The organism is Leclercia sp. LTM14 (genome assembly GCF_023736175.1).
GTDB classification, from domain to species: Bacteria; Pseudomonadota; Gammaproteobacteria; order Enterobacterales; family Enterobacteriaceae; genus Enterobacter; species Enterobacter barmai.
Genome location: NZ_JAIKTT010000013.1, coordinates 48185 through 70194, shown reverse-complemented (window position 1 = coordinate 70194; position 22010 = coordinate 48185). Strand labels below are relative to the sequence as shown.

The 22010-nt window shown below is 57.1% G+C and carries 22 protein-coding genes and 1 pseudogene; 15 read left to right on the top strand and 8 right to left on the bottom strand.

Translation table 11 applies throughout. From position 1 onward, the window contains the following. Positions 1 to 5 precede the first annotated feature (5 nt). Entirely contained in the window at positions 6 to 1202 is a 1197-nt protein-coding gene (kbl, locus tag K5I40_RS20990; RefSeq protein ID WP_039030153.1) for a glycine C-acetyltransferase, read from the bottom strand. A gap of 215 nt (positions 1203 to 1417) precedes the next feature. Between kbl and rfaD the strand changes: the two genes are divergently transcribed. Genes rfaD through K5I40_RS20965 form a run of 5 tightly spaced genes read left to right on the top strand, consistent with a single transcriptional unit; the run spans position 1418 to position 6595 of the window. After that, a complete protein-coding gene (gene rfaD / locus K5I40_RS20985; protein WP_039030154.1) occupies positions 1418 to 2350 on the top strand; it encodes an ADP-glyceromanno-heptose 6-epimerase in 933 nt (310 codons plus the stop codon). 9 nt (positions 2351 to 2359) lie between these two features. Continuing rightward, complete coding sequence (gene rfaF, locus K5I40_RS20980) at positions 2360 to 3406, top strand: ADP-heptose--LPS heptosyltransferase RfaF (protein ID WP_223075515.1); 1047 nt, start codon at positions 2360 to 2362, stop codon at positions 3404 to 3406. A gap of 3 nt (positions 3407 to 3409) precedes the next feature. Then, positions 3410 to 4393: a lipopolysaccharide heptosyltransferase RfaC gene (rfaC, locus tag K5I40_RS20975; protein WP_223075514.1), complete on the top strand. Its 984-nt coding sequence runs from the start codon at positions 3410 to 3412 to the stop codon at positions 4391 to 4393. Continuing rightward, positions 4386 to 5489 carry a putative lipopolysaccharide heptosyltransferase III gene (rfaQ, locus tag K5I40_RS20970; protein WP_138370826.1) on the top strand — a complete coding sequence of 368 codons (1104 nt, stop codon included), beginning with the start codon at positions 4386 to 4388 and terminating at the stop codon, positions 5487 to 5489. Before rfaC ends, rfaQ begins: the two co-directional genes overlap by 8 nt. Beyond that, a complete protein-coding gene (locus tag K5I40_RS20965; RefSeq protein WP_223075513.1) occupies positions 5486 to 6595 on the top strand; it encodes a glycosyltransferase family 4 protein in 1110 nt (369 codons plus the stop codon). Before rfaQ ends, K5I40_RS20965 begins: the two co-directional genes overlap by 4 nt. Here K5I40_RS20965 and K5I40_RS20960 read toward each other — a convergent pair. Further along, the gene (locus K5I40_RS20960; RefSeq protein WP_223075512.1) at positions 6574 to 7677 is read right to left on the bottom strand and encodes a glycosyltransferase family 4 protein; all 1104 of its coding nucleotides are present in this window, start codon (positions 7675 to 7677) and stop codon (positions 6574 to 6576) included. The genes K5I40_RS20965 and K5I40_RS20960 overlap by 22 nt on opposite strands. A gap of 254 nt (positions 7678 to 7931) precedes the next feature. Between K5I40_RS20960 and K5I40_RS20955 the strand changes: the two genes are divergently transcribed. The 7 genes and pseudogenes from K5I40_RS20955 (at position 7932) to coaD (ending at position 15726) form a co-directional block, all read left to right on the top strand. Next, complete coding sequence (locus tag K5I40_RS20955; RefSeq protein WP_223075511.1) at positions 7932 to 9302, top strand: O-antigen ligase; 1371 nt, start codon at positions 7932 to 7934, stop codon at positions 9300 to 9302. A 125-nt stretch (positions 9303 to 9427) separates the two neighbouring features. After that, positions 9428 to 10411, top strand: coding sequence for a glycosyltransferase (locus K5I40_RS20950; RefSeq protein WP_223075510.1), 984 nt, complete (start codon positions 9428 to 9430; stop codon positions 10409 to 10411). Positions 10412 to 10420: 9 nt separating this feature from the next. Further along, a complete protein-coding gene (locus K5I40_RS20945; RefSeq protein ID WP_223075509.1) occupies positions 10421 to 11392 on the top strand; it encodes a glycosyltransferase in 972 nt (323 codons plus the stop codon). Between the two features lie 18 nt (positions 11393 to 11410). After that, positions 11411 to 13044: pseudogene (locus K5I40_RS20940) on the top strand (sulfatase-like hydrolase/transferase). A gap of 154 nt (positions 13045 to 13198) precedes the next feature. Continuing rightward, entirely contained in the window at positions 13199 to 14473 is a 1275-nt protein-coding gene (waaA, locus tag K5I40_RS20930; protein WP_039030212.1) for a lipid IV(A) 3-deoxy-D-manno-octulosonic acid transferase, read from the top strand. Next, complete coding sequence (locus tag K5I40_RS20925; protein ID WP_223075508.1) at positions 14473 to 15243, top strand: glycosyltransferase family 2 protein; 771 nt, start codon at positions 14473 to 14475, stop codon at positions 15241 to 15243. Before waaA ends, K5I40_RS20925 begins: the two co-directional genes overlap by 1 nt. Before the next feature lie 3 nt (positions 15244 to 15246). Further along, positions 15247 to 15726, top strand: a complete 480-nt coding sequence (gene coaD / locus K5I40_RS20920; protein ID WP_039030164.1) for a pantetheine-phosphate adenylyltransferase — start codon at positions 15247 to 15249, stop codon at positions 15724 to 15726. A gap of 41 nt (positions 15727 to 15767) precedes the next feature. Here coaD and mutM read toward each other — a convergent pair whose 3' ends face one another. From mutM to radC, 4 genes are all read right to left on the bottom strand, one after another. Beyond that, a complete protein-coding gene (mutM, locus tag K5I40_RS20915; protein ID WP_138370819.1) occupies positions 15768 to 16577 on the bottom strand; it encodes a bifunctional DNA-formamidopyrimidine glycosylase/DNA-(apurinic or apyrimidinic site) lyase in 810 nt (269 codons plus the stop codon). A 71-nt stretch (positions 16578 to 16648) separates the two neighbouring features. Next, positions 16649 to 16816, bottom strand: coding sequence for a 50S ribosomal protein L33 (rpmG, locus tag K5I40_RS20910; protein ID WP_003024094.1), 168 nt, complete (start codon positions 16814 to 16816; stop codon positions 16649 to 16651). Positions 16817 to 16838: 22 nt separating this feature from the next. Continuing rightward, positions 16839 to 17075, bottom strand: coding sequence for a 50S ribosomal protein L28 (rpmB, locus tag K5I40_RS20905; protein WP_002436699.1), 237 nt, complete (start codon positions 17073 to 17075; stop codon positions 16839 to 16841). A 216-nt stretch (positions 17076 to 17291) separates the two neighbouring features. Further along, complete coding sequence (gene radC / locus K5I40_RS20900; protein ID WP_039030166.1) at positions 17292 to 17957, bottom strand: DNA repair protein RadC; 666 nt, start codon at positions 17955 to 17957, stop codon at positions 17292 to 17294. A 174-nt stretch (positions 17958 to 18131) separates the two neighbouring features. On the opposite strand from radC, the gene coaBC reads away from it, so the two are divergent. The 3 genes from coaBC to slmA all read left to right on the top strand — a co-directional run bounded on the left by coaBC (position 18132) and on the right by slmA (position 20492). Then, positions 18132 to 19343: a bifunctional phosphopantothenoylcysteine decarboxylase/phosphopantothenate--cysteine ligase CoaBC gene (gene coaBC / locus K5I40_RS20895; protein WP_139565435.1), complete on the top strand. Its 1212-nt coding sequence runs from the start codon at positions 18132 to 18134 to the stop codon at positions 19341 to 19343. Next, positions 19321 to 19779 (top strand): dUTP diphosphatase, encoded by a 459-nt coding sequence (dut, locus tag K5I40_RS20890; RefSeq protein WP_223075507.1) that lies wholly within the window; start codon positions 19321 to 19323, stop codon positions 19777 to 19779. Before coaBC ends, dut begins: the two co-directional genes overlap by 23 nt. A 116-nt stretch (positions 19780 to 19895) precedes the next feature. Further along, a complete protein-coding gene (gene slmA / locus K5I40_RS20885; RefSeq protein ID WP_039030169.1) occupies positions 19896 to 20492 on the top strand; it encodes a nucleoid occlusion factor SlmA in 597 nt (198 codons plus the stop codon). 41 nt (positions 20493 to 20533) lie between these two features. Here the strand turns inward: slmA and pyrE are convergent, their stop codons facing one another. Beyond that, a complete protein-coding gene (gene pyrE / locus K5I40_RS20880; protein ID WP_039030170.1) occupies positions 20534 to 21175 on the bottom strand; it encodes an orotate phosphoribosyltransferase in 642 nt (213 codons plus the stop codon). A gap of 71 nt (positions 21176 to 21246) precedes the next feature. Beyond that, positions 21247 to 21963: a ribonuclease PH gene (gene rph, locus K5I40_RS20875; protein WP_039030171.1), complete on the bottom strand. Its 717-nt coding sequence runs from the start codon at positions 21961 to 21963 to the stop codon at positions 21247 to 21249. Positions 21964 to 22010: the final 47 nt, after the last annotated feature.

The following is a 22010-nucleotide window of genomic DNA, read 5'->3' as shown; positions in this document are numbered from 1 at the left end:
CGTCCTCAGGCAATCACGCCCAGTTGTTTGCCGATGCGGGTAAAGGCTTCCACCGCACGCTCAATTTGTTCAGGGGAATGCGCCGCAGACATCTGGGTGCGGATACGCGCCTGACCTTTTGGCACCACCGGGAAGAAGAAACCGGTGACGTAAATACCCTCTTTCTGCAGTTCGCGGGCGAAGTTCTGCGCCACCACGGCATCACCCAGCATGACCGGGATAATGGCGTGATCGGCACCGGCCAGCGTAAAGCCTGCGGCGGTCATTTTTTCGCGGAACAGACGGGCGTTGGCCCACAGTTTGTCGCGCAGATCGGCACCCGATTCCACCATCTCCAGCACTTTAATGGAGGCGGAAACGATGGCCGGGGCCAGGGAGTTGGAGAACAGGTACGGACGGGAACGCTGACGCAGCCACTCCACCACCTCTTTGCGCGCCGCGGTATAGCCGCCAGACGCGCCGCCGAGGGCTTTACCCAGGGTGCCGGTGATGATGTCCACGCGGCCCATCACGTCGCAGTATTCGTGGGATCCACGGCCGTTTTCGCCGACAAAGCCGACGGCGTGGGAGTCATCGACCATCACCAGCGCATCGTATTTGTCTGCCAGGTCGCAGACGCCTTTCAGGTTGGCGATCACGCCGTCCATGGAGAACACGCCGTCGGTGGCGATCAGCACGTGACGCGCACCGGCTTCACGGGCCTCTTTCAGACGCGCTTCCAGCTCAACCATGTCGTTATTGGCGTAGCGGAAACGCTTCGCTTTACACAGACGCACGCCGTCGATGATCGACGCGTGGTTCAGGGCATCGGAAATAATCGCATCTTCCGCGCCGAGCAGGGTTTCGAACAGACCGCCGTTGGCATCAAAGCAGGACGAGTACAGAATGGCGTCTTCCATACCGAGGAAGGCGGCCAGCTTGCTCTCCAGCGCCTTGTGGCTGTCCTGGGTACCGCAGATGAAACGCACGGAGGCCATGCCAAAACCGTGGGTGTCCATGCCTGCTTTCGCAGCGGCAATCAGCTCCGGGTGATTCGCAAGACCCAGGTAGTTGTTGGCGCAGAAGTTAATCACCTGGCTGCCGTCGGCAACGGTGATATCCGCCTGCTGAGCGGAAGTAATGATTCGCTCTTCTTTGAACAACCCTTCCGCCCGCGCGGTTTCCAGGTCACTGGTTAACTGTTTGTAAAAATCACCACGCATTGCAATTCTCCAGACTCAACAAATTTTGGCACATATTACCCAAAGCTATACGTTGATACGAGATGACGCTTTAACAGTTATCGTTTTTGCAGCATAAATCACGTGTACCCTTGCGCTAAGTCGGTGAATGGCTGAAGGGTGGTCATACTAATGATATGATATGAATATTAGTGCCCGGGATTGTCCCCGGGCTCCACACTTCAAAGGTTACAGTTATGATCATCGTTACCGGCGGCGCGGGCTTTATCGGCAGCAACATTATCAAGGCCCTCAATGACAAAGGCATCACCGACATTCTGGTGGTGGACAACCTGAAAGACGGCACCAAGTTCGTAAACCTGGTGGATCTGAACATTGCCGACTACATGGATAAAGAAGACTTTCTGATCCAGATTATGGCGGGTGAAGAGTTCGGCGATATCGACGCAATCTTCCATGAAGGTGCTTGCTCCTCCACCACCGAGTGGGACGGCAAGTATATGATGGACAACAACTACCAGTACTCTAAAGAGATCCTGCACTACTGCCTGGAGCGTGAAATTCCGTTCCTGTACGCCTCTTCTGCGGCGACCTACGGCGGACGCACCTCCGACTTCATCGAATCCCGCGAATACGAGCAGCCGCTGAACGTTTATGGCTACTCCAAGTTCCTGTTCGACGAATACGTGCGCCAGGTGCTGCCAGAAGCGAACTCCCAGATTGTCGGCTTCCGCTACTTCAACGTCTACGGACCGCGCGAAGGCCACAAAGGCAGCATGGCGAGCGTGGCCTTCCACCTCAATACCCAGCTGAACAATGGCGAAACCCCGAAACTGTTCGAAGGCAGCGATGGCTTCAAGCGTGACTTCGTCTACGTGGGTGACGTCGCCGCAGTTAACCTGTGGTTCTGGGAAAACGGCGTTTCCGGCATTTTCAACCTGGGGACCGGTCGCGCAGAGTCCTTCCAGGCGGTGGCTGACGCAACCCTGGCGTACCACCAGAAAGGCAGCATTGAGTACATCCCGTTCCCGGATAAGCTGAAAGGCCGCTATCAGGCATTTACTCAGGCAGATCTGACCAACCTGCGCGCGGCGGGCTATGACAAGCCGTTTAAGACCGTTGCCGAAGGGGTAACGGAATATATGGCCTGGCTGAACCGCAAGGCGTAAGAAATAAGCATGAAGATACTGGTGATCGGCCCGTCATGGGTGGGCGACATGATGATGTCGCAAAGTCTCTATCGCACGCTCAAGGCGCGCTATCCCCAGGCGATAATTGACGTGATGGCACCCGCGTGGTGCCGTCCGCTGTTATCGCGGATGCCGGAAGTTAACGAGGCGATCCCGATGCCGCTTGGCCACGGGGCGCTGGAGCTCGCAGAGCGCCGCAAGCTTGGCCATAACCTGCGCGACAAACGCTACGACCGCGCCTTCGTGCTGCCTAACTCCTTTAAGTCTGCCCTTGTCCCGTTCTTTGCGGGGGTGCCGCACCGTACCGGCTGGCGCGGCGAGATGCGCTACGGCCTGCTGAATGACGCCCGCGTGCTGGATAAAGAGGCCTGGCCGCTGATGGTGGAGCGCTATGTGGCCCTGGCCTATGACAAAGGGGTGATGCGCAGCGCGAAAGACCTGCCGCAGCCGCTGCTCTGGCCGCAGCTTCAGGTCAACGAGGGTGAGAAATCCCACACCTGCAACACCTTTGGCCTGCTGGCCGATCGCCCGATGATTGGCTTCTGCCCCGGCGCGGAGTTCGGCCCGGCGAAGCGCTGGCCGCACTATCACTATGCCGAGCTGGCGAAGCAGCTGATCGACGAAGGCTATCAGATTGTCCTGTTCGGCTCGGCGAAAGATCACGAGGCGGGCAATGAAATTCTCGCCGCCCTGAGCATCGAGCAGCAGGCCTGGTGCCGTAACCTGGCCGGGGAGACCCAGCTGGAGCAGGCGGTGATCCTGCTCGCCGCCTGTAAGGCGGTGGTGACGAACGACTCCGGCCTGATGCACGTTGCCGCGGCGCTGAACCGCCCGCTGGTAGCGCTGTACGGCCCGAGCAGCCCGGACTTCACGCCGCCGCTGTCCAGTAAGGCGCGCGTCATTCGTCTGATCACCGGCTACCACAAAGTGCGTAAAGGTGACGCCGCCGAAGGCTATCACCAGAGCCTGATCGATATTACCCCGCAGCGTGTCCTCGACGAGCTCAACGAGCTGCTGTTGAGCGAAGAAGGATAACGGATGCGGGTACTGATCGTTAAAACCTCCTCCATGGGCGATGTGCTGCACACCCTGCCCTCGCTCACTGACGCCATGCAGGCTATTCCGGGCATCCGTTTTGACTGGGTGGTGGAAGAAGGCTTCGCGCAGATCCCCACCTGGCATGCCGCCGTCGATCGGGTGATCCCGGTCGCGATCCGTCGCTGGCGCAAAGCCTGGTTCTCCGCCCCGATCAAGACCGAGCGTAAGGCCTTTCGCGATGCGGTGCAGGCTCAGCGTTACGATGCCATCATCGACGCCCAGGGGCTGGTGAAAAGCGCGGCGCTGGTCACCCGGCTGGCGCACGGCGTGAAGCACGGCATGGACTGGCAGAGCGCCCGCGAACCGCTGGCCAGCCTGTTCTATAACCGCCGTCACGCCATCGCTAAACAGCAGCACGCGGTAGAACGCACCCGGGAGCTGTTCGCCAAAAGCCTGGGTTATGCCAGACCAGAGATGCAGGGCGACTATGCGATTTCGCAGCATTTCCTGCACGATGCAAAACCAGACGCGCCTTATCTCATCTTCCTGCACGCCACCACCCGGGATGATAAACACTGGCCGGAAGCGCACTGGCGTGAGCTTATCGGCCTGCTGGGCAACGCGGGCCTGCGCATCAGGCTGCCGTGGGGCGCCCCGCATGAAGAGGCGAGGGCGAAACGTCTGGCAGAAGGGTTTGCATACGTGGACGTGCTGCCCCGCATGAAGCTGGATGGCGTCGCGCAGGAGCTGGCGGGAGCAACGGCAGTCGTCTCGGTTGATACCGGACTCAGCCACCTGACGGCGGCGCTGGATCGTCCTAATATTACGCTTTACGGCCCGACGGATCCGGGTCTGATTGGCGGCTACGGCAAAAATCAATATATCTGCCGCCCGGAACATTCATCGCAGCTGAGCGACCTGTCCGCCACTGCGGTATTTGCGCAATTAGAGCCTTTGCTGGCAGCAGAGAGAGCCTATGTCTGATTTTTTCTCAGCGGAGCGCCCACCGAAGCGCGTGCTGATTGTTAAGCTGCGTCATCACGGTGACGTTCTGCTGACCTCGCCGGTCTTCACGGTGTTGAAAACTAACTATCCCAACGTCGAAGTGGATGCCCTGGTGTATGACGACACCCAGGCGATGCTCACCAGCCATCCGTTTATCGACCAGGTGCACACCATCGGGCGTAACTGGCGTAAAAAAGGCTGGTTCGCGCAGTTCCGGCTGTACCGTGCGTTGCTGAACACCCTGAAAGCGCGTGACTACGACGTGCTGATCAACCTGACCGAACACTGGCACGGCGCGCGTCTGGCGCGTCGGCTGAAGCCCCGCGTCTCCGTGGGCTTTAAGCCTGATAAGCGTGGCGGGCTGGCGCGTCGCCGCTGGGTGAAATCCTTTACCACCCTCTATCCGGCGATCCAGGATAACAGCCGCCATATGGTGGAGGTGAACCTGGATGCGCTGCGGCGGATCGGCATTCATCCGCAGACCGATGCCGACAAACATACCCTGTTTGTGCCGGGCGACGCGGCTGAAGCCTCGATTGCGGAGAAACTGGCCGGATTCGGGCTGAGCAGCGGTTCTTATATTCTGGTCCACCCCACGTCGCGCTGGATGTTTAAGGCCTGGGATATCAATAAGCTGGCGGCGACCATCGATACGCTGGCGGCCCGCGGCCTGCCCATTATCCTCTCTGCCGCGCCGTCAAAAGAAGAGACAGCCTATATGGATGAGCTGCGCGCTGCGCTCACCCAGCCGGTGTTTGATTTGAGCGGCCAGCTGAACCTGAAAGAGCTGGGTGCGCTGATGAAGCATGCGCGGATCTACTTTGGCGTCGACTCTATGCCGATGCACCTCGCCAGCGCCGTGGGCACCCCGACCGTCGCCATCTTCGGCCCGACCGGGGCGATCAAATGGGCGCCGTGGGGAGTAAACTATCGCGTCATCACTGCAGGATTTACCTGTCAGCCCTGCGGTAAAGCGGGCTGCGGCGACAGCGGCGTCTCCGACTGTATTACGGCCATCACCCCGCAAATGGTGCTGAGCGCCATTGATACCCTGCTGCTGGAAAATCCGGCATGAAGCTGGCTATCGTCCGACAGACCTATAACCCTAACGGCGGCGCGGAGCGCTTCGTCTCCCGCGCGCTGAACGTCCTGGCTCAGGATACGGCCCTGGACGTCACGCTGATCGCCCGCCAGTGGGAAGATGCCGCTGGCTGGAAAACGCTGACCGTTAATCCCTCATTCCGTAACCGCCTTGACCGCGAATCGGGCTTTGCCGACGCCGCGGCGGCGCAGTTTGCGCAGTTCGATATCGTGCAGAGCCACGAGCGCATTCCGGGGGCAACCATCTTCCGGGCCGGTGACGGCGTACACGCCACCTGGCTTGAGCAGTACAACCGCATCCAGTCGCCGCTGGCGCGCTGGGCGCAGTCCCTGAGCCGCTACCATCGCTATATTTTGCGGGCGGAAGCGCAGATGTTTACTCACCCTGCACTGCGCAAAGTGATCTGCAACTCGAAGATGGTGCGGGACGATATTGCCCGCCGCTTTGGCCTGACGGATGACAAGCTGACGGTGATCTACAACGGTGTGGATACCAACCACTTCAGCCCGGCGGTGCGCACGCACTCTCTGCGCGATGCGCAGGGGATCCCACAGAATGCGCCTGTTCTGGCCTATGTGGGTTCCGGCTTCAGCCGTAAAGGGGTGGCGACGGCGCTGCGGGCTATTGTGCCGCATCCTGACGTCTGGCTGCTGATTGCCGGGCGCGACAAGCACGCCCGCAAATTTGAAAAGCTGGCGCAGACGCTCGGTGTGGCATCCCGGGTACGTTTTCTGGGGCCGGTTGCCGACGTGCGCCAGGTTTACGGCACCGCTGATGCGCTGATCCTGCCGACGCTTTACGATCCCTTTCCGAACGTCTGTGTCGAAGCGCTGGCCTGCGGCCTGCCGCTGCTCACCAGCCATGGCTGCGGTGCGGCGGAGTGGATTGAAGAGGGGGTAAACGGCTGGGTGCGCGACGCGCTCGACAGCGACGGTTATCAGCAGACAATCGGACTCTGGCTTGAAGGACGCAGGCAGGGCATTGATTACTCAGCAGCAGCACGCGCGACTGCTGAGCCTTATACCCTGGAGCGAATGGCGAAAGAGCTGCAGGCACTCTATCGCGAACTGCTGCGCTGAGCCGCGGTGGAGAAGACCTTCTCCATCGACTCAAGCATGCATTCCCGGGTAAAATGGCTGCACAGGTAATCGTAACCCTGCTGCGCCAGCGTTTCGCGCAGCAAAGCGTCCTCATACAGCTTCATAATCGCCTCGCGCAGCGCCGCTTCGTCGCGCTGCGCAATCAACATCCCGGTCTGGCCGTTAATCACCGCATCTGCCGTGCCGCCTGCGTCGGTGGCAATGGTCGCGATCCGCGAAGCCAGCGATTGCAGTACCCCCTGCGGAACGCCCTCCATATCGTGCGAAGGACTGAGCGCGATATCAAACGCCGGGAACCAGCGCTCCGGATCGCTGCGGTGCCCCGCCATCACCACCCGCTCCTGTAACCCCTGCGCCACGATCTCCTGCTCCAGCGTCGCTTTATGCGGCCCTTCACCGACAATCGCCAGCTTAATGTGCGGGTTATCAATGGCAGCGAGAGCGCGTAACAGCACGCTATGGCCTTTGTTTGGACGCAGATGCGACACTACCCCCAGCCAGAAATCCTCCTGCGACAGACCGCAGTGCGCCCGGGCCTGCTGTTTATCCGCCGGATGAAAACGCCGGGTATCGACGCCGCTGGGCACCGAGGTGCTCTGGGCCATTGGCACGCCAATGTCCGCCATCTGCTGGCGCAGCGCCTCCCCGGTGGTCACGATGTGGGCGCAGGCTTTGCGAAACAGCCAGCGGGTGGTCCAGTTATTGCGCGGCACGCCGGAGGCATGACGGGTACGCACCAGCGGGACCGGATTTGACAGGGTGAGATTAGCCAGCGCCACCAGCCAGGTATCGGCAGAATTGTGACTGTTTATGACATCAACAGAGTGGCGGTTCGCTTTCAGCCAGCCGCGCAGCTGCTGCAGGTTATGAAGGTTCTTGCGCCTTAACGGCATGGTGACCACCGTTAACCCGGCATCGCGTGCCAGGGCGTGCAGCGGGGCACTCTCCGGGCAAAGTATGGTCACCTGATGGCCGCGCTGAATCATCCCATGAGATTCATTAATAATGCGTAACGGCTGGCCGCCCTTACCCCCGTCTGCTTCAGTGTGAACAATATGCATACTTTTCCTGGTTATTGTGCAATAGCTGGCATAACAACAAATTATAACCGTTACGGACCCGGTAATACATAAACTCCCGGTGCCGGAAGGCGCGATAGGGATTATTCTTGCTTACAAACATTGTCCTTCTGTAGGTCAGGTATTTGTGATAGTTTTCTTTGGCTTTTTATTTCCCACTGAAAAACCGTGGAAATCGCTCACTGCATTGTTAATTAGCCGGTAAGAACCGAAAATCCTTAACCAGCCCAAAATATATGACAAATACTCGTAACATTCTGACAGGTCTGTTAGTCCTTGCTGTACTGGCTTTATGTTTTGTCTGGCCTATTCCCAACGATCAGCTGCCGTTTCACCGCAATGGTTTGATTTATCCCATTGTTGCTGTCGCCCTTGGCCTGTTTTTTAGCAAAAGCACTACCAGACAACGGCTGGATTTAAGCAAAATTAAGTTCGTTCTTATTGTTATATGGGCGTTAACTTTCTTTATTCTGATTAATGGTTTTTTTGTCGCGCCAGACATAAAAGAGATGGTTTCTGCCTGGAGCGGCCAGTGGTTACGACCGGTATTACTGTTCTGTGCGGGCCTGGTACTATTACCGGCTATCCAAAGGACATACCCCTCCATCACCGCCGCGCGCTACTTTACGCTGGTGATCCTCTTTTTCTGGGGCGTGGTCTGCGTTCATCTGCTGGACACTGTCTGGCTCTACTGGCGTGACGGCTATATTCACTGGGGCGAAACGCGAATCGTTTATAACCGCACCCGCATGAGCTTCCAGGTCAACATGATCACCGGCTTTATCCTTGCGGAGTTGCTGGCGCGTGGTCTGTTACATCAACGTTTCCTGCGCCTGAACACGTCGGTGCTGGGGTTGATGCTATTGAGCAACCTGGTCTGTACCGCGCTGGTAGATACCCGCTGGGGCACCATCGGATTGGTCGGCAGCCTGTTCTCTACCTTTATTCTGCTGAGCCTGCACAGCATGCGCCGCAGCCGGGTTATCGTCACCGGTGGCATTCTGGTTGGTCTGATTATTACTTCTGCTCTGCTCGGTTACGCCTCCTGGAAAACGGATCCACGCTGGCAAAATCTGGAAAGTGATGCTGTTACTGGCTGGAACGCTCCCTTCACCAGCTTTTGCTATAACAAAACGAACGGAACGGTACCGGTTAATAGCCTGGGCGTCCCAATGGACCACTCCAATGGCTGTCGGGCCAGCTTCTTCCACCAGGGCTGGATGCTGATTGCCGAACACCCGGCAGGCGTAGGGGCCAAAAAAGAGGCCTTCCGCTATGTGCTGCGCCGGGATACCCAGGATAACCGGATTAACATCCCTCACAGCCACTACGGCCTGATTGAATTCGGTATTCAGAACGGTGTTGTAGGCATCGCGGGCTGGCTGCTCCTGCTGGTGGGCTGCTGGTACATCGGCTGGCGGGAGTTCCGTCGCGGCAACATGATGGTAGGGATGTTCCTGCTGCTCTTTACCGTCGGCTTCTTCTGCCGAACCATGGTCGACCATAACCTCAAAGATCACTATCTTGAGCAGTATATGTTACTGACCGGCCTGCTGGTTGGCATGTGCGCGCTACGCCCTGCGCCGACTGAAAAGCTCACATCCTGATAATTTATCCGCGCCAGAGGTGTTTAACACCCTGGCGCGGAACGCTTTAGCCTGTCGGCTGTCGAAATGCCGTTGAATGTAATGGTTATACCCTTTTAATTGCTGCGTATTTTTACGGAGAAAGCATGTCTGAAACGCCTCAATTAAGCCTCATCGTTGCCGTTTATAATGGCGAAAAATTTCTGAGCGCTTTTTTTGACAGCATTAAACAGCAGAATTTATCGAGTCTGGAACTGATTATTGTTAATGACGGCTCGACGGATCGCTCAGCTGAAATTATTTCCCGCTATGCCGACGAATTTACCCATTTTCAGGTCATTAACCAGCCTAATGGCGGCGTCTCAGCCGCGCGCAATACCGGCCTTGCCGTGGCTACCGGCGAATACGTTGCGTTCCCGGATATTGATGACGTTATTTACCCTGGCATGTATCCCCGTCTGCTGGAGATCGCCTTTGCGGGCCAGCTGGATGTCGCGACCTGCAACGGCACCTATATTTATGACGATGGCCGCCCGTCGAAAAAGATTTTCCCGTCCGACAAACTGGCCTCAACCGGCGTACTGGACGGCCCTGAATGGCTGCAGATGGCGCTGGCCTCGCGCAAATTCCTGCACGTCACCTGGCTGAATATTTATCGCCACGCCTTTATCAAAGCCCAGGGTTTTACCTTCGAGCATGGCCTGCGCCATCAGGATATCCCCTGGACTACAGAAGTGCTGCTTACCGCAAAACGCGTTCAGTATATTGACGAAGTCTATTACGACTATCTGATCCACTCTGCATCGGTTTCCCATACGCCTGGCACCGACGACACCCGTATGCGTTCGTCACGTCACTATATGAAGATCCTCGAAATGCTGGACGCCATTAATAAGCGCTACCCGGAACAGGTGAAGCGTGTCCCGGCCTGTCAGTGGCAAATCGCCAAAGAGGGTCTGGGTATTCTGCACAGCATTAACAACATCGAAGACAGCGCGAAAAAACGCGAAATCACCCAGGAACTGTTCGATCGCGGCATCTGGTCGATGATCTGGCAAAACGCGCGTGGTTTGCGTCAGCGCTGGCGCCTGGGGCGTCGCTACTTCCGTCTTAAGAAACTCGTCAAATAAAGTGTAATTATGAACAAGCTCAAACTGCATGTTGTCTCCAGACCGGATTTTATCGCGACGAATTTTGCTGATTTCCAGATGTTAGTTGATCAGGCGATAAATCCTGATGATATCCCGCATCGCTTTTACTGTGGTGGCCGCGGTGTCTGGACTTTCCAGACCCTTCTAAGCCTGAACTACTACTATAACGGCCAAATCGAATGTTCCTGGGGAACGGAATGCCGCCCTGATGCAATTAATCTGATGCACAACGACCACTTCGGCTCACGCGTAAAGCCTTGGGTAGGGGTTACCGTTGTCGCTCGTGCCGATCGGCCACCCGTTATTGGTGCTGACTATGTGGTAGAACAGAACCCAGAAGTTGCAGCGATTCCTGGGCGCATCTTTATACCTAACTGGCCACAACCTGGGGTTAAGCCTCGCGAGCGGAGCGATAACGATGTCAAAACAGTAGCGTACTTTGGTCGTGTCGATAGCTTCCCGGAAGAGTACACTTCAGGTTCTTTCAAACAGCGTCTGGCCGAACAAGGTATCGGTTTCCGTATCTCTTTTGATAACTGGACCGATTATCAGGATGTGGATATTTGCGTGAGTTTCCGTAAATCTCATGATCATAAACTTGCCCGCAAACCCGCCAGTAAATTGATCAACAACTGGTTGGGGCGCACCGTCATGGTATGTGATGATGAACCGTCCTTCCGCGCTATTCGCGAAAGCGAACTCGATTACCTGATAGCCAAAACGCCTGATGAAGCCTTCGATGCCATTATGCGGCTGAAAAACCACCCTGAACTCTATCGTCAGATGCGTGAGCAGGGTGACAAGCGTCTGCAGGTCTACTCCCGCGAAGCGGTCGCCGCGCGCTGGTTCAGCCTGTTTGAAGATATCTGGCGTAAAGGACTGCATAAACGCCCTACCCTGGTTCGTGCACTGCGTTTTGGTTTCGGTAAAGCCATTCGCCCGCTGACTAAAAAGTTTTGAGTTACTTTGAGTCCATTTATGTTTAAAGCATCCTTACGATCGTCATTGACGCCACGCCGCAATATTCTGCGTACTCTGATATTAACCCTGGTATTCCTGGTGCTGTTTTCACTGTGTGAAATCATCATCCTGCTGAAAGACCATGTGTACCAGCCGAAATCCAGCGACATGTCGCTGTACCTGATTATCTCCCTGCTGGCAGCCGTCAGCGCCCGTTACTTCCTGACCCGGCTCCTGCTGGCGGTCACCTTTATCGTGCAGATATCGGAAGCGGTCTATTACCAGTTCTACGGCCAGTTTTATGGCCCGAGCGAAGTGTGGCTGGCCTTTGTCGAAACCAAAGATATCGCCAGCGGCATTACGGACAGTCTGGGATCGCTTGGGATCTACTTTGTCATCATGGCCGTCGCGGTGATCTTCGCGCTGGTCTTTACCCGTCGCCTTGCGCCGCAGTGGCATAAGTGGGTGGCTATGCCGTGCCTGCTGGCTATCGTGGTGATGTTTGCCGGTCAGTTCTATAAAGCCATCGACGGGCAGATGTACAAATTCAACCCGGATCTGCGCCACTCCCTGCTGCGTAACGGTTTGTCGGCCATGAGCTACAGCGCCATTCGCCTGATCCCGGAAGCCCTTTCCGGTGAGAACCAGAACATCGCGCACTATGAGCCCTATGAGGTTAAGCCGGTTGAAGGCAGCCAGGTCGGGAAATACTCCATCATCCTGGCGATTGGCGAGAGCCTGAATCCGCACCACGTCAGCGCGCTGGGCTATGAGCGCGACACCACGCCTGAGCTGAACGCGCTGATGCAGCAGTATCAGGGGACCGGCCGTCTGATCGTGTCGAACGCGGTCTCCACACGTGTGGCGATCCCGATGCTGGTCAACAACCTGCGCGAGCCGGACAACTACGCCGCCTATAAGTCGAAGTCGACCAACATCTTCACCAATGCCAAAAAGCAGGGCTACCAGACGGCGTTTATCTCCGCCCAGGGCCTGGAAGGGCTGAGCAACTGGATTGGCATCCACGATATCGACCTGTGGGAAGATACGCAGATCCGCCGGCGCCGGACGTGGGTGCCGATGTGGTGCTGACCCCTTCAGTTGAACAGGCGAAGCTGGACTGGAACAAACCCTTCCTGATGGTGCTGAACAGCCGTGCGCCGCACATCCCTTACGAGCGCAATATCCCGCAGGGCTTTGCCAAATTCTCTACCCCACGCCTGAGTGATGACGTGGCGCAGAAGAAGAACGAGTACGATGATGCCGTGCGCCTGTATGACAAAGAGCTGGCGTCGGCGATCCGGACTGCGATGGCAAAATCCAAACTGCCGGTACTGGTCTTTATTACCTCGGATCACGGCGAACGCGTGGGCGATGGCGGTCTGTTCGGTCACTCCATCGTCGAGATGCCCATTGCCCAGGTGCCGTTCCTCTACTTCAGCAACGACCCGGCGTATACGATGAGCGACATTAGCCCGCAGGTCCCGCTCAACCATTACCAGATGGCGACGCTGATCAACAAGATGCTGGGGTATGCGGTCAGTAACCCGAACCAGAAAGACGACAGCTACTACATCACCGGGGGTGATATTCGGGGACTGTCGGAGCGCGTCACCTATCACCTGAACGAGCTGCCGGAAGCGGAACGTTAAGCAGAAATAATTAAACGGGCAGCTAATGCCCGTTTTTTTATCTGTGAACGCACGTAACGCAGGCAAATGGCTGAGCAAAAGCGCCAAAGGGATAGCTTTAAACGGTCTAAATGCTTAGAATTTGCCCGCCGAAACTGAAAAAACGGATAATCGCTTGGAATTGTTGTATACCGCTCTGCTCTATATTATTCAGCCACTGGTGTGGCTACGACTGCTGCTGCGTAGCCGTAAAGCGCCTGCCTACCGTAAACGCTGGGCTGAACGCTATGGTTATTGCCGCAACAAAGTTGCGCCGGACGGTATCCTGCTCCACTCCGTTTCGGTGGGCGAAACGCTGGCCGCTATTCCGCTGGTCCGCGCCCTGCGCCACCGCTATCCGTCTTTGCCGATCACCGTCACCACCATGACGCCAACCGGTTCCGAACGCGCCATGTCCGCCTTTGGCAAAGACGTGCATCACGTCTATCTGCCGTATGATTTACCCTGCGCCATGAACCGTTTCCTTAACACCGTGCGCCCTAAGCTTGTGATCGTGATGGAAACCGAGCTGTGGCCGAATATGATTTCCGCCCTGCACGCCCGCAAAATTCCGCTGGTGGTTGCCAACGCCCGTCTGTCGGAACGCTCCGCGAAGGGGTACGGCAAGCTGGGCAACTTTATGCGCCGCCTGCTGAGTAAAATCACCCTGATTGCGGCACAAAACGAAGAAGATGGCGCCCGGTTCCTGTCCCTGGGCCTGAAGCGCAACCAGCTGGCGGTCACCGGCAGCCTGAAGTTTGATATTTCGGTTACGCCGGAGCTGGCAGCCCGGGCAGTGACCCTGCGTCGCCAGTGGGCACCGCGCCGCAAAGTGTGGATTGCCACCAGCACCCACGACGGTGAAGAAGAGATTATCCTGCAGGCGCATCGCCAGCTTCTGGAAACCTTCCCGGATCTGCTGTTAATTCTGGTGCCACGTCATCCTGAACGCTTTAAAGACGCCCGCGAGATGGTGCAAAAGGGCGGGTTCAGCTTCACGATGCGCAGCAGCGGTGAAATCCCGTCTGCAAGCACCCAGGTGGTGATTGGCGATACCATGGGTGAACTGATGCTGCTGTACGGTATTGCCGACCTGGCGTTTGTTGGCGGCAGCCTCGTGGAGCGTGGCGGGCATAACCCGCTGGAGCCCGCAGCCCACGCCATTCCGGTGCTGATGGGGCCACATACCTTCAACTTCAAAGATATTTGCGCCAAACTGCAGCAGGCTGACGGGCTGATTACGGTCACCGATGCGAACTCTGTCGTGAAGGAAATTTCCACCCTGCTGACCGACGAAGACTATCGTCTGTGGTATGGCCGCCACGCCGTTGAAGTGCTGCATCAGAACCAGGGGGCGCTGACCCGCCTGCTGCAACTTCTGCAGCCTTACCTGCCCGTGCGGAGCCATTGATGCCTGCGCGTCTTTCGGTGGTCATGATCGCCAAAAACGCCGCTGACCTGCTGCCGGACTGCTTCGCCTCCGTGGCATGGGCCGATGAGATTGTCCTGCTTGATTCCGGCAGTACCGACGACACGGTTAACGTCGCCCGCGCCGCCGGTGTACAGGTCTATGTAAATACCGACTGGCAGGGTTATGGCATTCAGCGCCAGCGGGCGCAGCAGTTCGCCACCGGCGATTACGTCCTGATGATCGACACCGACGAGCGCGTCACGCCTGAACTTCAACAGGCTATTCAGCGCGTACTGGCTGCCCCTCAGCCCGACGCCGTCTACAGCATCGCCCGGCGCAACTATTTCCTTGGCCGCTTTATGCGACACAGCGGCTGGTATCCCGATCGCGTGATGCGCCTTTACCCGCGCACGCGCTATCAGTACAACGATAACCTGGTTCATGAATCGCTGGCCTGCGACGGCTCGACCGTGATTGCCCTCGACGGCGATCTGCTGCATCTCACCTGCCGTGATTTCGCCAGCTTCCAGCGTAAACAGCTTAATTACGCCACGGCGTGGGCCCAGGAGCGTCACCAGCGCGGCAAGAGAACCTCACTGGCAGGAATTTTCAGCCACACCGCAGGGGCGTTTCTGAAGACGCTGGTGCTGCGTGGTGGCGTGCTGGACGGGAAACAGGGCTGGTTACTGGCGGTGGTTAACGCCCAGTATACTTTTAATAAATACACCGAGCTGTGGGCGCTGAGCCGCGGCTACTCAGAGAAAGCGTGAGCCATGAGCACAAAAGCGATTTATCCGGGTACCTTCGATCCCATCACCAACGGCCATATTGATATCGTCACCCGTGCCGCCAGCATGTTTGATACGGTGATCCTGGCGATTGCCGCCAGCCCCAGCAAAAAGCCGCTGTTCGACCTCGATGAGCGCGTTGCGCTGGCGAAAGCCGCAACGGCACACCTGCCCAATGTGGACGTGGTGGGCTTTAGCGATCTGATGGCGAATTTTGCCCGCGCTCAGCAGGCCAATATCTTAATTCGTGGGCTGCGCGCGGTGGCCGACTTTGAATATGAGATGCAGCTGGCGCACATGAACCGCCACCTGATGCCCGAGCTGGAGAGCGTCTTCCTGATGCCCTCCAAAGAGTGGTCGTTTATCTCTTCGTCCCTGGTGAAAGAGGTGGCGCGCCACGCGGGTGATGTCACCCATTTCTTACCGGCCAGCGTGCATCAGGCGCTGATGGACAAGCTGAAATAACTCTTCTTGCCGGGCGGCGCTGCGCTTGCCCGGCCTACGAATCACTTCTGACACTGACGGCAATAGAACGTGGCGCGCTGGGCGTGCTTCGTTGCCACAATCGGCGTACCGCACACCCGGCACGGCTCATCTTTACGGCCATAGACCTGCAGCTCCTGGGCAAAGTAGCCCGGCTTGCCGTCGCTTTGCAGGAAGTCCTTCAGGGTGGTTCCGCCCTGCTCAATCGAGCGCAGCAGCACAGCCTTAATCACCCTGACCAGCAGCTCGCACTCCTGAGCGGAAAGCGATGAGGCTAACCGATCGGGATGGATCCCGGCGGCAAACAGCGATTCGCTGGCGTAGATATTCCCCACGCCGACCACCAGCTTGTTATCCATCAGCCAGGGTTTGATAGGGGTTTTCTTCTTTGCGCACTTCGCCTTCAGGTACTCCGCGTTGAACGCGTCTGAGAGCGGCTCCGGCCCCAGGTGCGCCAGCACGTTATGCCCTTCCAGCTCCTTCGTCCACAGCCAGGCCCCGAAGCGGCGCGGATCCGTGTAGCGCAGCACTTTGCCGTTGCTCATCACCAGATCGACGTGGTCGTGCTTTTCAGCAGGCAGTTCTTCGCTGAGGATGCGCAAGCTCCCGGACATCCCCAGGTGAATGATGATCCAGCCGTCGGGCAGCTCCAGCAGCAGGTATTTTGCACGGCGCTGCACGCTAAGGACGGGTTTATCGCTCAGGGCGTGGATCTCATCAGACACCGGCCAGCGCAGACGACCGTTGCGGACAACAGCATGAAGAATGGTCGCACCGACCAGGTGAGGCTCAATGCCACGGCGGCTGGTCTCTACCTCAGGTAATTCAGGCATGGTTCCTCCGTTGGGATGCAGAATGCAAAAACCCCGCAGATGCGGGGTTTTTCAATACAAGGATTCTAAAATTATTTAATTTTAGCTTCTTTGTACAGTACGTGCTGGCGTACAACTGGATCGAATTTTTTCAGTTCCAGTTTTTCCGGCTTAGTACGTTTGTTCTTCGTGGTGGTGTAGAAGTGACCTGTACCAGCAGAAGAAACCAGCTTGATTTTCTCGCGAATACCTTTAGCCATGATTTATTTCCTCTTTAAGTACTTAGTACTTTTCGCCACGGGCACGCAGTTCGGACAGAACTGTATCGATGCCTTTCTTATCAATAACACGCATACCTTTAGCAGATACACGCAGGGTGACAAAACGCTTCTCGCTCTCAACCCAGAAACGGTGAGAGTGCAGGTTCGGCAGGAAACGGCGTTTAGTCGCGTTCAGTGCGTGGGAACGGTTGTTACCGGTCACCGGACGCTTGCCAGTAACTTGGCAGACTCGGGACATGTCTATTCTCCAAAAATCAAATTAGCTCGAGCTTCGTATGGGGTATCGGCGCCTCGTCAGGCTTTACAGCCCAGTCATCGCGATTCTAAGTGAACCATCGATTGCCAGGCCCAAATGCCAAACCCGAGATTCTCAAAGGTGGCGTAGTATACGCTGACTCGAGGATGTGCTCAAGTCCCGAACAGACAAAGATCCCGATGGATCGCGAGAAATGGCTTAAATCCACCCACGTTCAGCAAACGAAACGTACTCTCCGCGGCCAATGACCAGATGATCAAGAACACGAATGTCCATGAATTGACAGCATTTGATGATGCGTGCGGTCACGTCTCTGTCGGCTTTGCTCGGTTCGGCGCGCCCTGAGGGGTGATTATGCGCGAGGATCACGCCCGCGGCATTCACTTTTATCGCTTCGCGTGCAATTTCCCGTGGATGCACCTCAACATGGCTCAGGGTTCCTGAAAATAAGCGGCTGTGGCTCAGTACCCGATTTTGATTATCGAGGAAGATAACCATAAAGATCTCGCGCTCCTCTTCCGCCAGCTGGCTGCGCACAAACTCCCGGGTCATCTGCGGGTCTTTCAGCGGGTTGATGCCTCGTATCCCCGAGCAGTAGTAGCGTTGAGCAAGCTCAGCAATGCCTTTCAGCTGAGCGAATGTCGCCAGACCAATACCCTCTACTCGCCGGAAATCCTTCATCTCTGCGGACAACAAACCATGCAGAGAGCCGAAATGCTGCAAAAGATCTCTGGCAAGGGCAAACACATTTTTACTCCGGGTCCCGGTACGCAGGAACAGCGCCAGCAGCTCTTCGTCCGTCAGCAGCATCGCGCCATCGCGCAGCAGTTTCTCTCGCGGCAACAGCGGGGATAACGTCTCCATACTCTCTCCTCTTCCATGACCAGGCTATGCTGCCACAGACCCCGATGCCTCACGACGACGGATTTCTCGTCTTGCGTAACGCCTCGCAAAGTGGCGGATGGACAACATCACGATGCTTTTCGGATTGTGATAAAATGCCCGCCTCTCAGGTGAACCCAACAGGAAAGAATCATGATGAGCCTGGCCGGTAAAAAAATCGTTCTTGGCGTGAGCGGCGGCATTGCAGCCTACAAAGCGCCAGAACTGGTGCGCCGTTTACGCGAGCGCGGGGCGGACGTGCGGGTGGCAATAACCGAAGGGGGCAAAGCGTTTATTACACCAATGAGCCTGCAGGCCGTTTCAGGCTACCCGGTCTCGGACAGCCTGCTCGATCCTGCAGCTGAGGCTGCGATGGGCCACATCGAGCTGGGTAAGTGGGCCGATTTAGTCATCCTCGCCCCGGCTACCGCCGATCTCATCGCCCGCGTCGCCGCCGGCATGGCCAACGACCTGGTTTCCACTATCTGCCTGGCCACGCCGGCGCCTGTCGCCGTGGTCCCTGCCATGAACCAGCAGATGTACCGCAACGCCGCAACCCAGCATAACCTGGCGACCCTCGCCTCTCGCGGACTGCTGATTTGGGGGCCGGACAGCGGCAGCCAGGCCTGTGGCGACATCGGCCCGGGCCGCATGCTGGATCCGCTGGCAATTGTGGATCTGGCCGCCAGCCATTTTTCACCTGTCAACGATCTGCAACATCTCAGCATCATGATTACCGCGGGTCCGACGCGTGAACCGCTGGATCCGGTGCGCTATATCACCAACCAGAGCTCCGGCAAGATGGGCTTTGCGATTGCCGCCGCCGCCGCACTGCGCGGGGCAAAGGTCACGCTGGTGAGCGGCCCGGTGTCGCTACCTACACCGCCGGGCGTGCAGCGCATCGACGTTACCACCGCGCTGGAAATGGAAGCCGCAGTGCAGGCCCAGGCGCAACAGCAGCAGATTTTTATTGGCTGTGCCGCCGTGGCGGACTACCGCGCTGCCGCCATAGCGGATGAGAAAATCAAAAAGCAAGGCGATGAAATCACACTGAAAATGGTGAAAAATCCCGATATTGTTGCCGGGGTCGCCGCACTAAAAGATCGTCGCCCTTACGTCGTTGGGTTTGCCGCTGAAACGAATAATGTGGAAGAATATGCCCGGCAAAAACGTACCCGCAAAAACCTCGATTTGATTTGCGCGAACGACGTATCGCTGGCCTCACAAGGATTCAACAGCGACAGCAACGCATTGCACCTTTTCTGGCAGGATGGAGATAAAGTCTTACCGCTTGAGCGCAAGGAACTCCTGGGCCAACAATTACTGGACGAGATCGTTACCCGTTATGATGAAAAAAATCGACGTTAAGATTCTGGACCCGCGTGTTGGTCAGCAATTTCCACTGCCGACCTATGCCACTTCCGGCTCTGCCGGTCTTGACCTGCGTGCCTGCCTCGACGACGCCGTAGAGCTGGCACCGGGCGCCACCACGCTGCTGCCGACCGGCCTTGCGATCCACATTGCCGATGCCTCTCTGGCAGCGGTGATCCTGCCGCGTTCCGGCCTGGGCCATAAGCATGGTATCGTGCTGGGCAACCTGGTGGGACTTATCGATTCTGACTATCAGGGTCAACTGATGGTTTCCGTCTGGAACCGTGGCCAGGACAGCTTCACCATTCAGCCCGGCGAGCGTGTCGCCCAGATGGTGTTCGTCCCGGTGGTACAGGCTGAATTTAATCTGGTAGAAGAGTTCGACGCGACCAATCGCGGCGAAGGCGGCTTTGGCCATTCCGGGCGTAAATAAACCCGGCTATACGCATTCCACAACGCATAACGTAATAACAAACCGCAAACATCCGTTTGCGGTCGTTGTGTGGATGCCAGCCTGACAGGTGCTTATTTTCAGGGGTATTTTGTAACATGGCAGAAAAACAAACAGCGAAAAGGAATCGTCGCGAAGAAATACTTCAATCTCTGGCTCTGATGCTTGAATCCAGCGATGGTAGTCAACGCATCACCACCGCAAAACTGGCCGCCTCAGTGGGCGTGTCGGAAGCGGCGCTTTACCGTCATTTTCCCAGCAAAACGCGGATGTTCGACAGCCTGATCGAGTTTATTGAAGATAGCCTGATCACGCGTATCAACCTGATCCTGAAGGATGAAAAAGACACCACCGCACGGCTGCGTCTGATTGTCCTGCTGATCCTCGGTTTCGGCGAGCGCAATCCGGGTTTAACCCGTATCCTGACCGGCCACGCGCTGATGTTTGAACAGGACAGGCTGCAGGGGCGTATCAACCAGCTTTTTGAGCGTATTGAAGCGCAGCTGCGCCAGGTATTACGCGAAAAGAAGATGCGCGAAGGCGAAGGTTTCAGCACAGATGAATCGCTGCTTGCGGGACAAGTACTGGCGTTCTGTGAAGGGATGCTCTCGCGCTTTGTGCGCAGCGAATTCAAATATCGTCCAACGGACGATTTCGATGCTCGCTGGCCGTTAGTGGCGGCCCAGCTGCAATAACATTGCAGGCCCGGTAAGCGAAACGCCACCGGGCAATTAACTCAGACGCCGAACTCTTCGCGATACGCACGCACCGCCGTCAGGCTGTCAGCCATCTCCGGTTTCTCTTCCAGATAGGCAATCAGGTCTTTCAGGGTGATGATTGAGGTCACTTTGCAACTGTAGTCGCGCTCCACTTCCTGGATAGCGGAGATGTCGCCACGTCCGCGCTCCTGGCGGTCCAGCGAGATCAGCACGCCCGCAAGCGTGGCATTGTTGGCCTGAATAATCTCCATGGATTCGCGGATAGCGGTACCGGCGGTGATCACGTCGTCTACCAGCATCACACGGCCCTGCAGCGCGCTACCGACCAGGTTACCGCCTTCACCGTGGGTTTTGGCCTCTTTACGGTTAAAGCAGTACGGCACGTCGCGATCGTGATGCTCCGCCAGCGCCACGGCGGTGGTGGTTGCAATCGGGATGCCCTTATACGCCGGGCCAAACAGCAGATCGAACTCAATTCCGGAATCCACCAGCGCTTCGGCGTAGAAGCGGCCTAACAGTGCCAGATCGCGCCCGGTATTAAACAGCCCGGCGTTAAAGAAATAGGGGCTCTTGCGCCCGGATTTCAGCGTGAATTCGCCAAACTTAAGTACCTGCTTGCTAAGCGCAAACTCAATAAACTGGCGCTGATACGGTTTCATGGATTCGCTCCTCATCTTACTTTTGCTTTTCTACGGACAAAAAAAAGGCGACTCATCAGTCGCCTTTAAAATCAATTTTCTAACGCCGCCTTCTGCGTCGTTACGATAGATTCGATTCCCCCTCGGGCTAGCGCCAGCAGGGAGAGCAACTCTTCGTGGGTAAACGGTTCGCCTTCTGCGGTGCCCTGAACCTCGATGATACGACCGTCTTCGGTCATCACCACGTTCATGTCGGTTTCTGCCGCCGAGTCTTCAACGTATTCCAGATCGCACAGCGCTTCGCCGTTGACGATACCCACAGACACCGCCGCAACCATGCCTTTCATCGGGTTCGCTTTAAGCTTACCGGCTGCAACCAGCTTGTTCAGGGCATCGGCCAGCGCCACACAGGCACCGGTAATAGAGGCAGTTCGGGTGCCGCCGTCCGCCTGGATCACGTCGCAGTCCAGGGTAATGGTAAACTCGCCCAGGGTTTTCAGATCAACCGCAGCGCGCAGCGCACGGGCTATCAGACGCTGGATCTCCATGGTACGACCGCCCTGCTTACCCTTCGCCGCTTCGCGAGCGTTACGGGTGTGGGTGGAGCGCGGCAGCATGCCGTATTCGGCAGTGATCCAGCCCTGACCCTGGCCTTTCAGAAAGCGCGGCACGCCCTCTTCGATGGAGGCGGTGCACAGCACTTTGGTATCACCAAATTCAACCAGCACGGAGCCTTCAGCGTGTTTTGTATAGTTACGGGTCAGGGTGACGGGGCGCACCTGATTAGCGCTACGGCCTGATGGACGCATGATGATATCTCCGGCTTGAAACGAATGTGTGGGCGGCATTATACGAA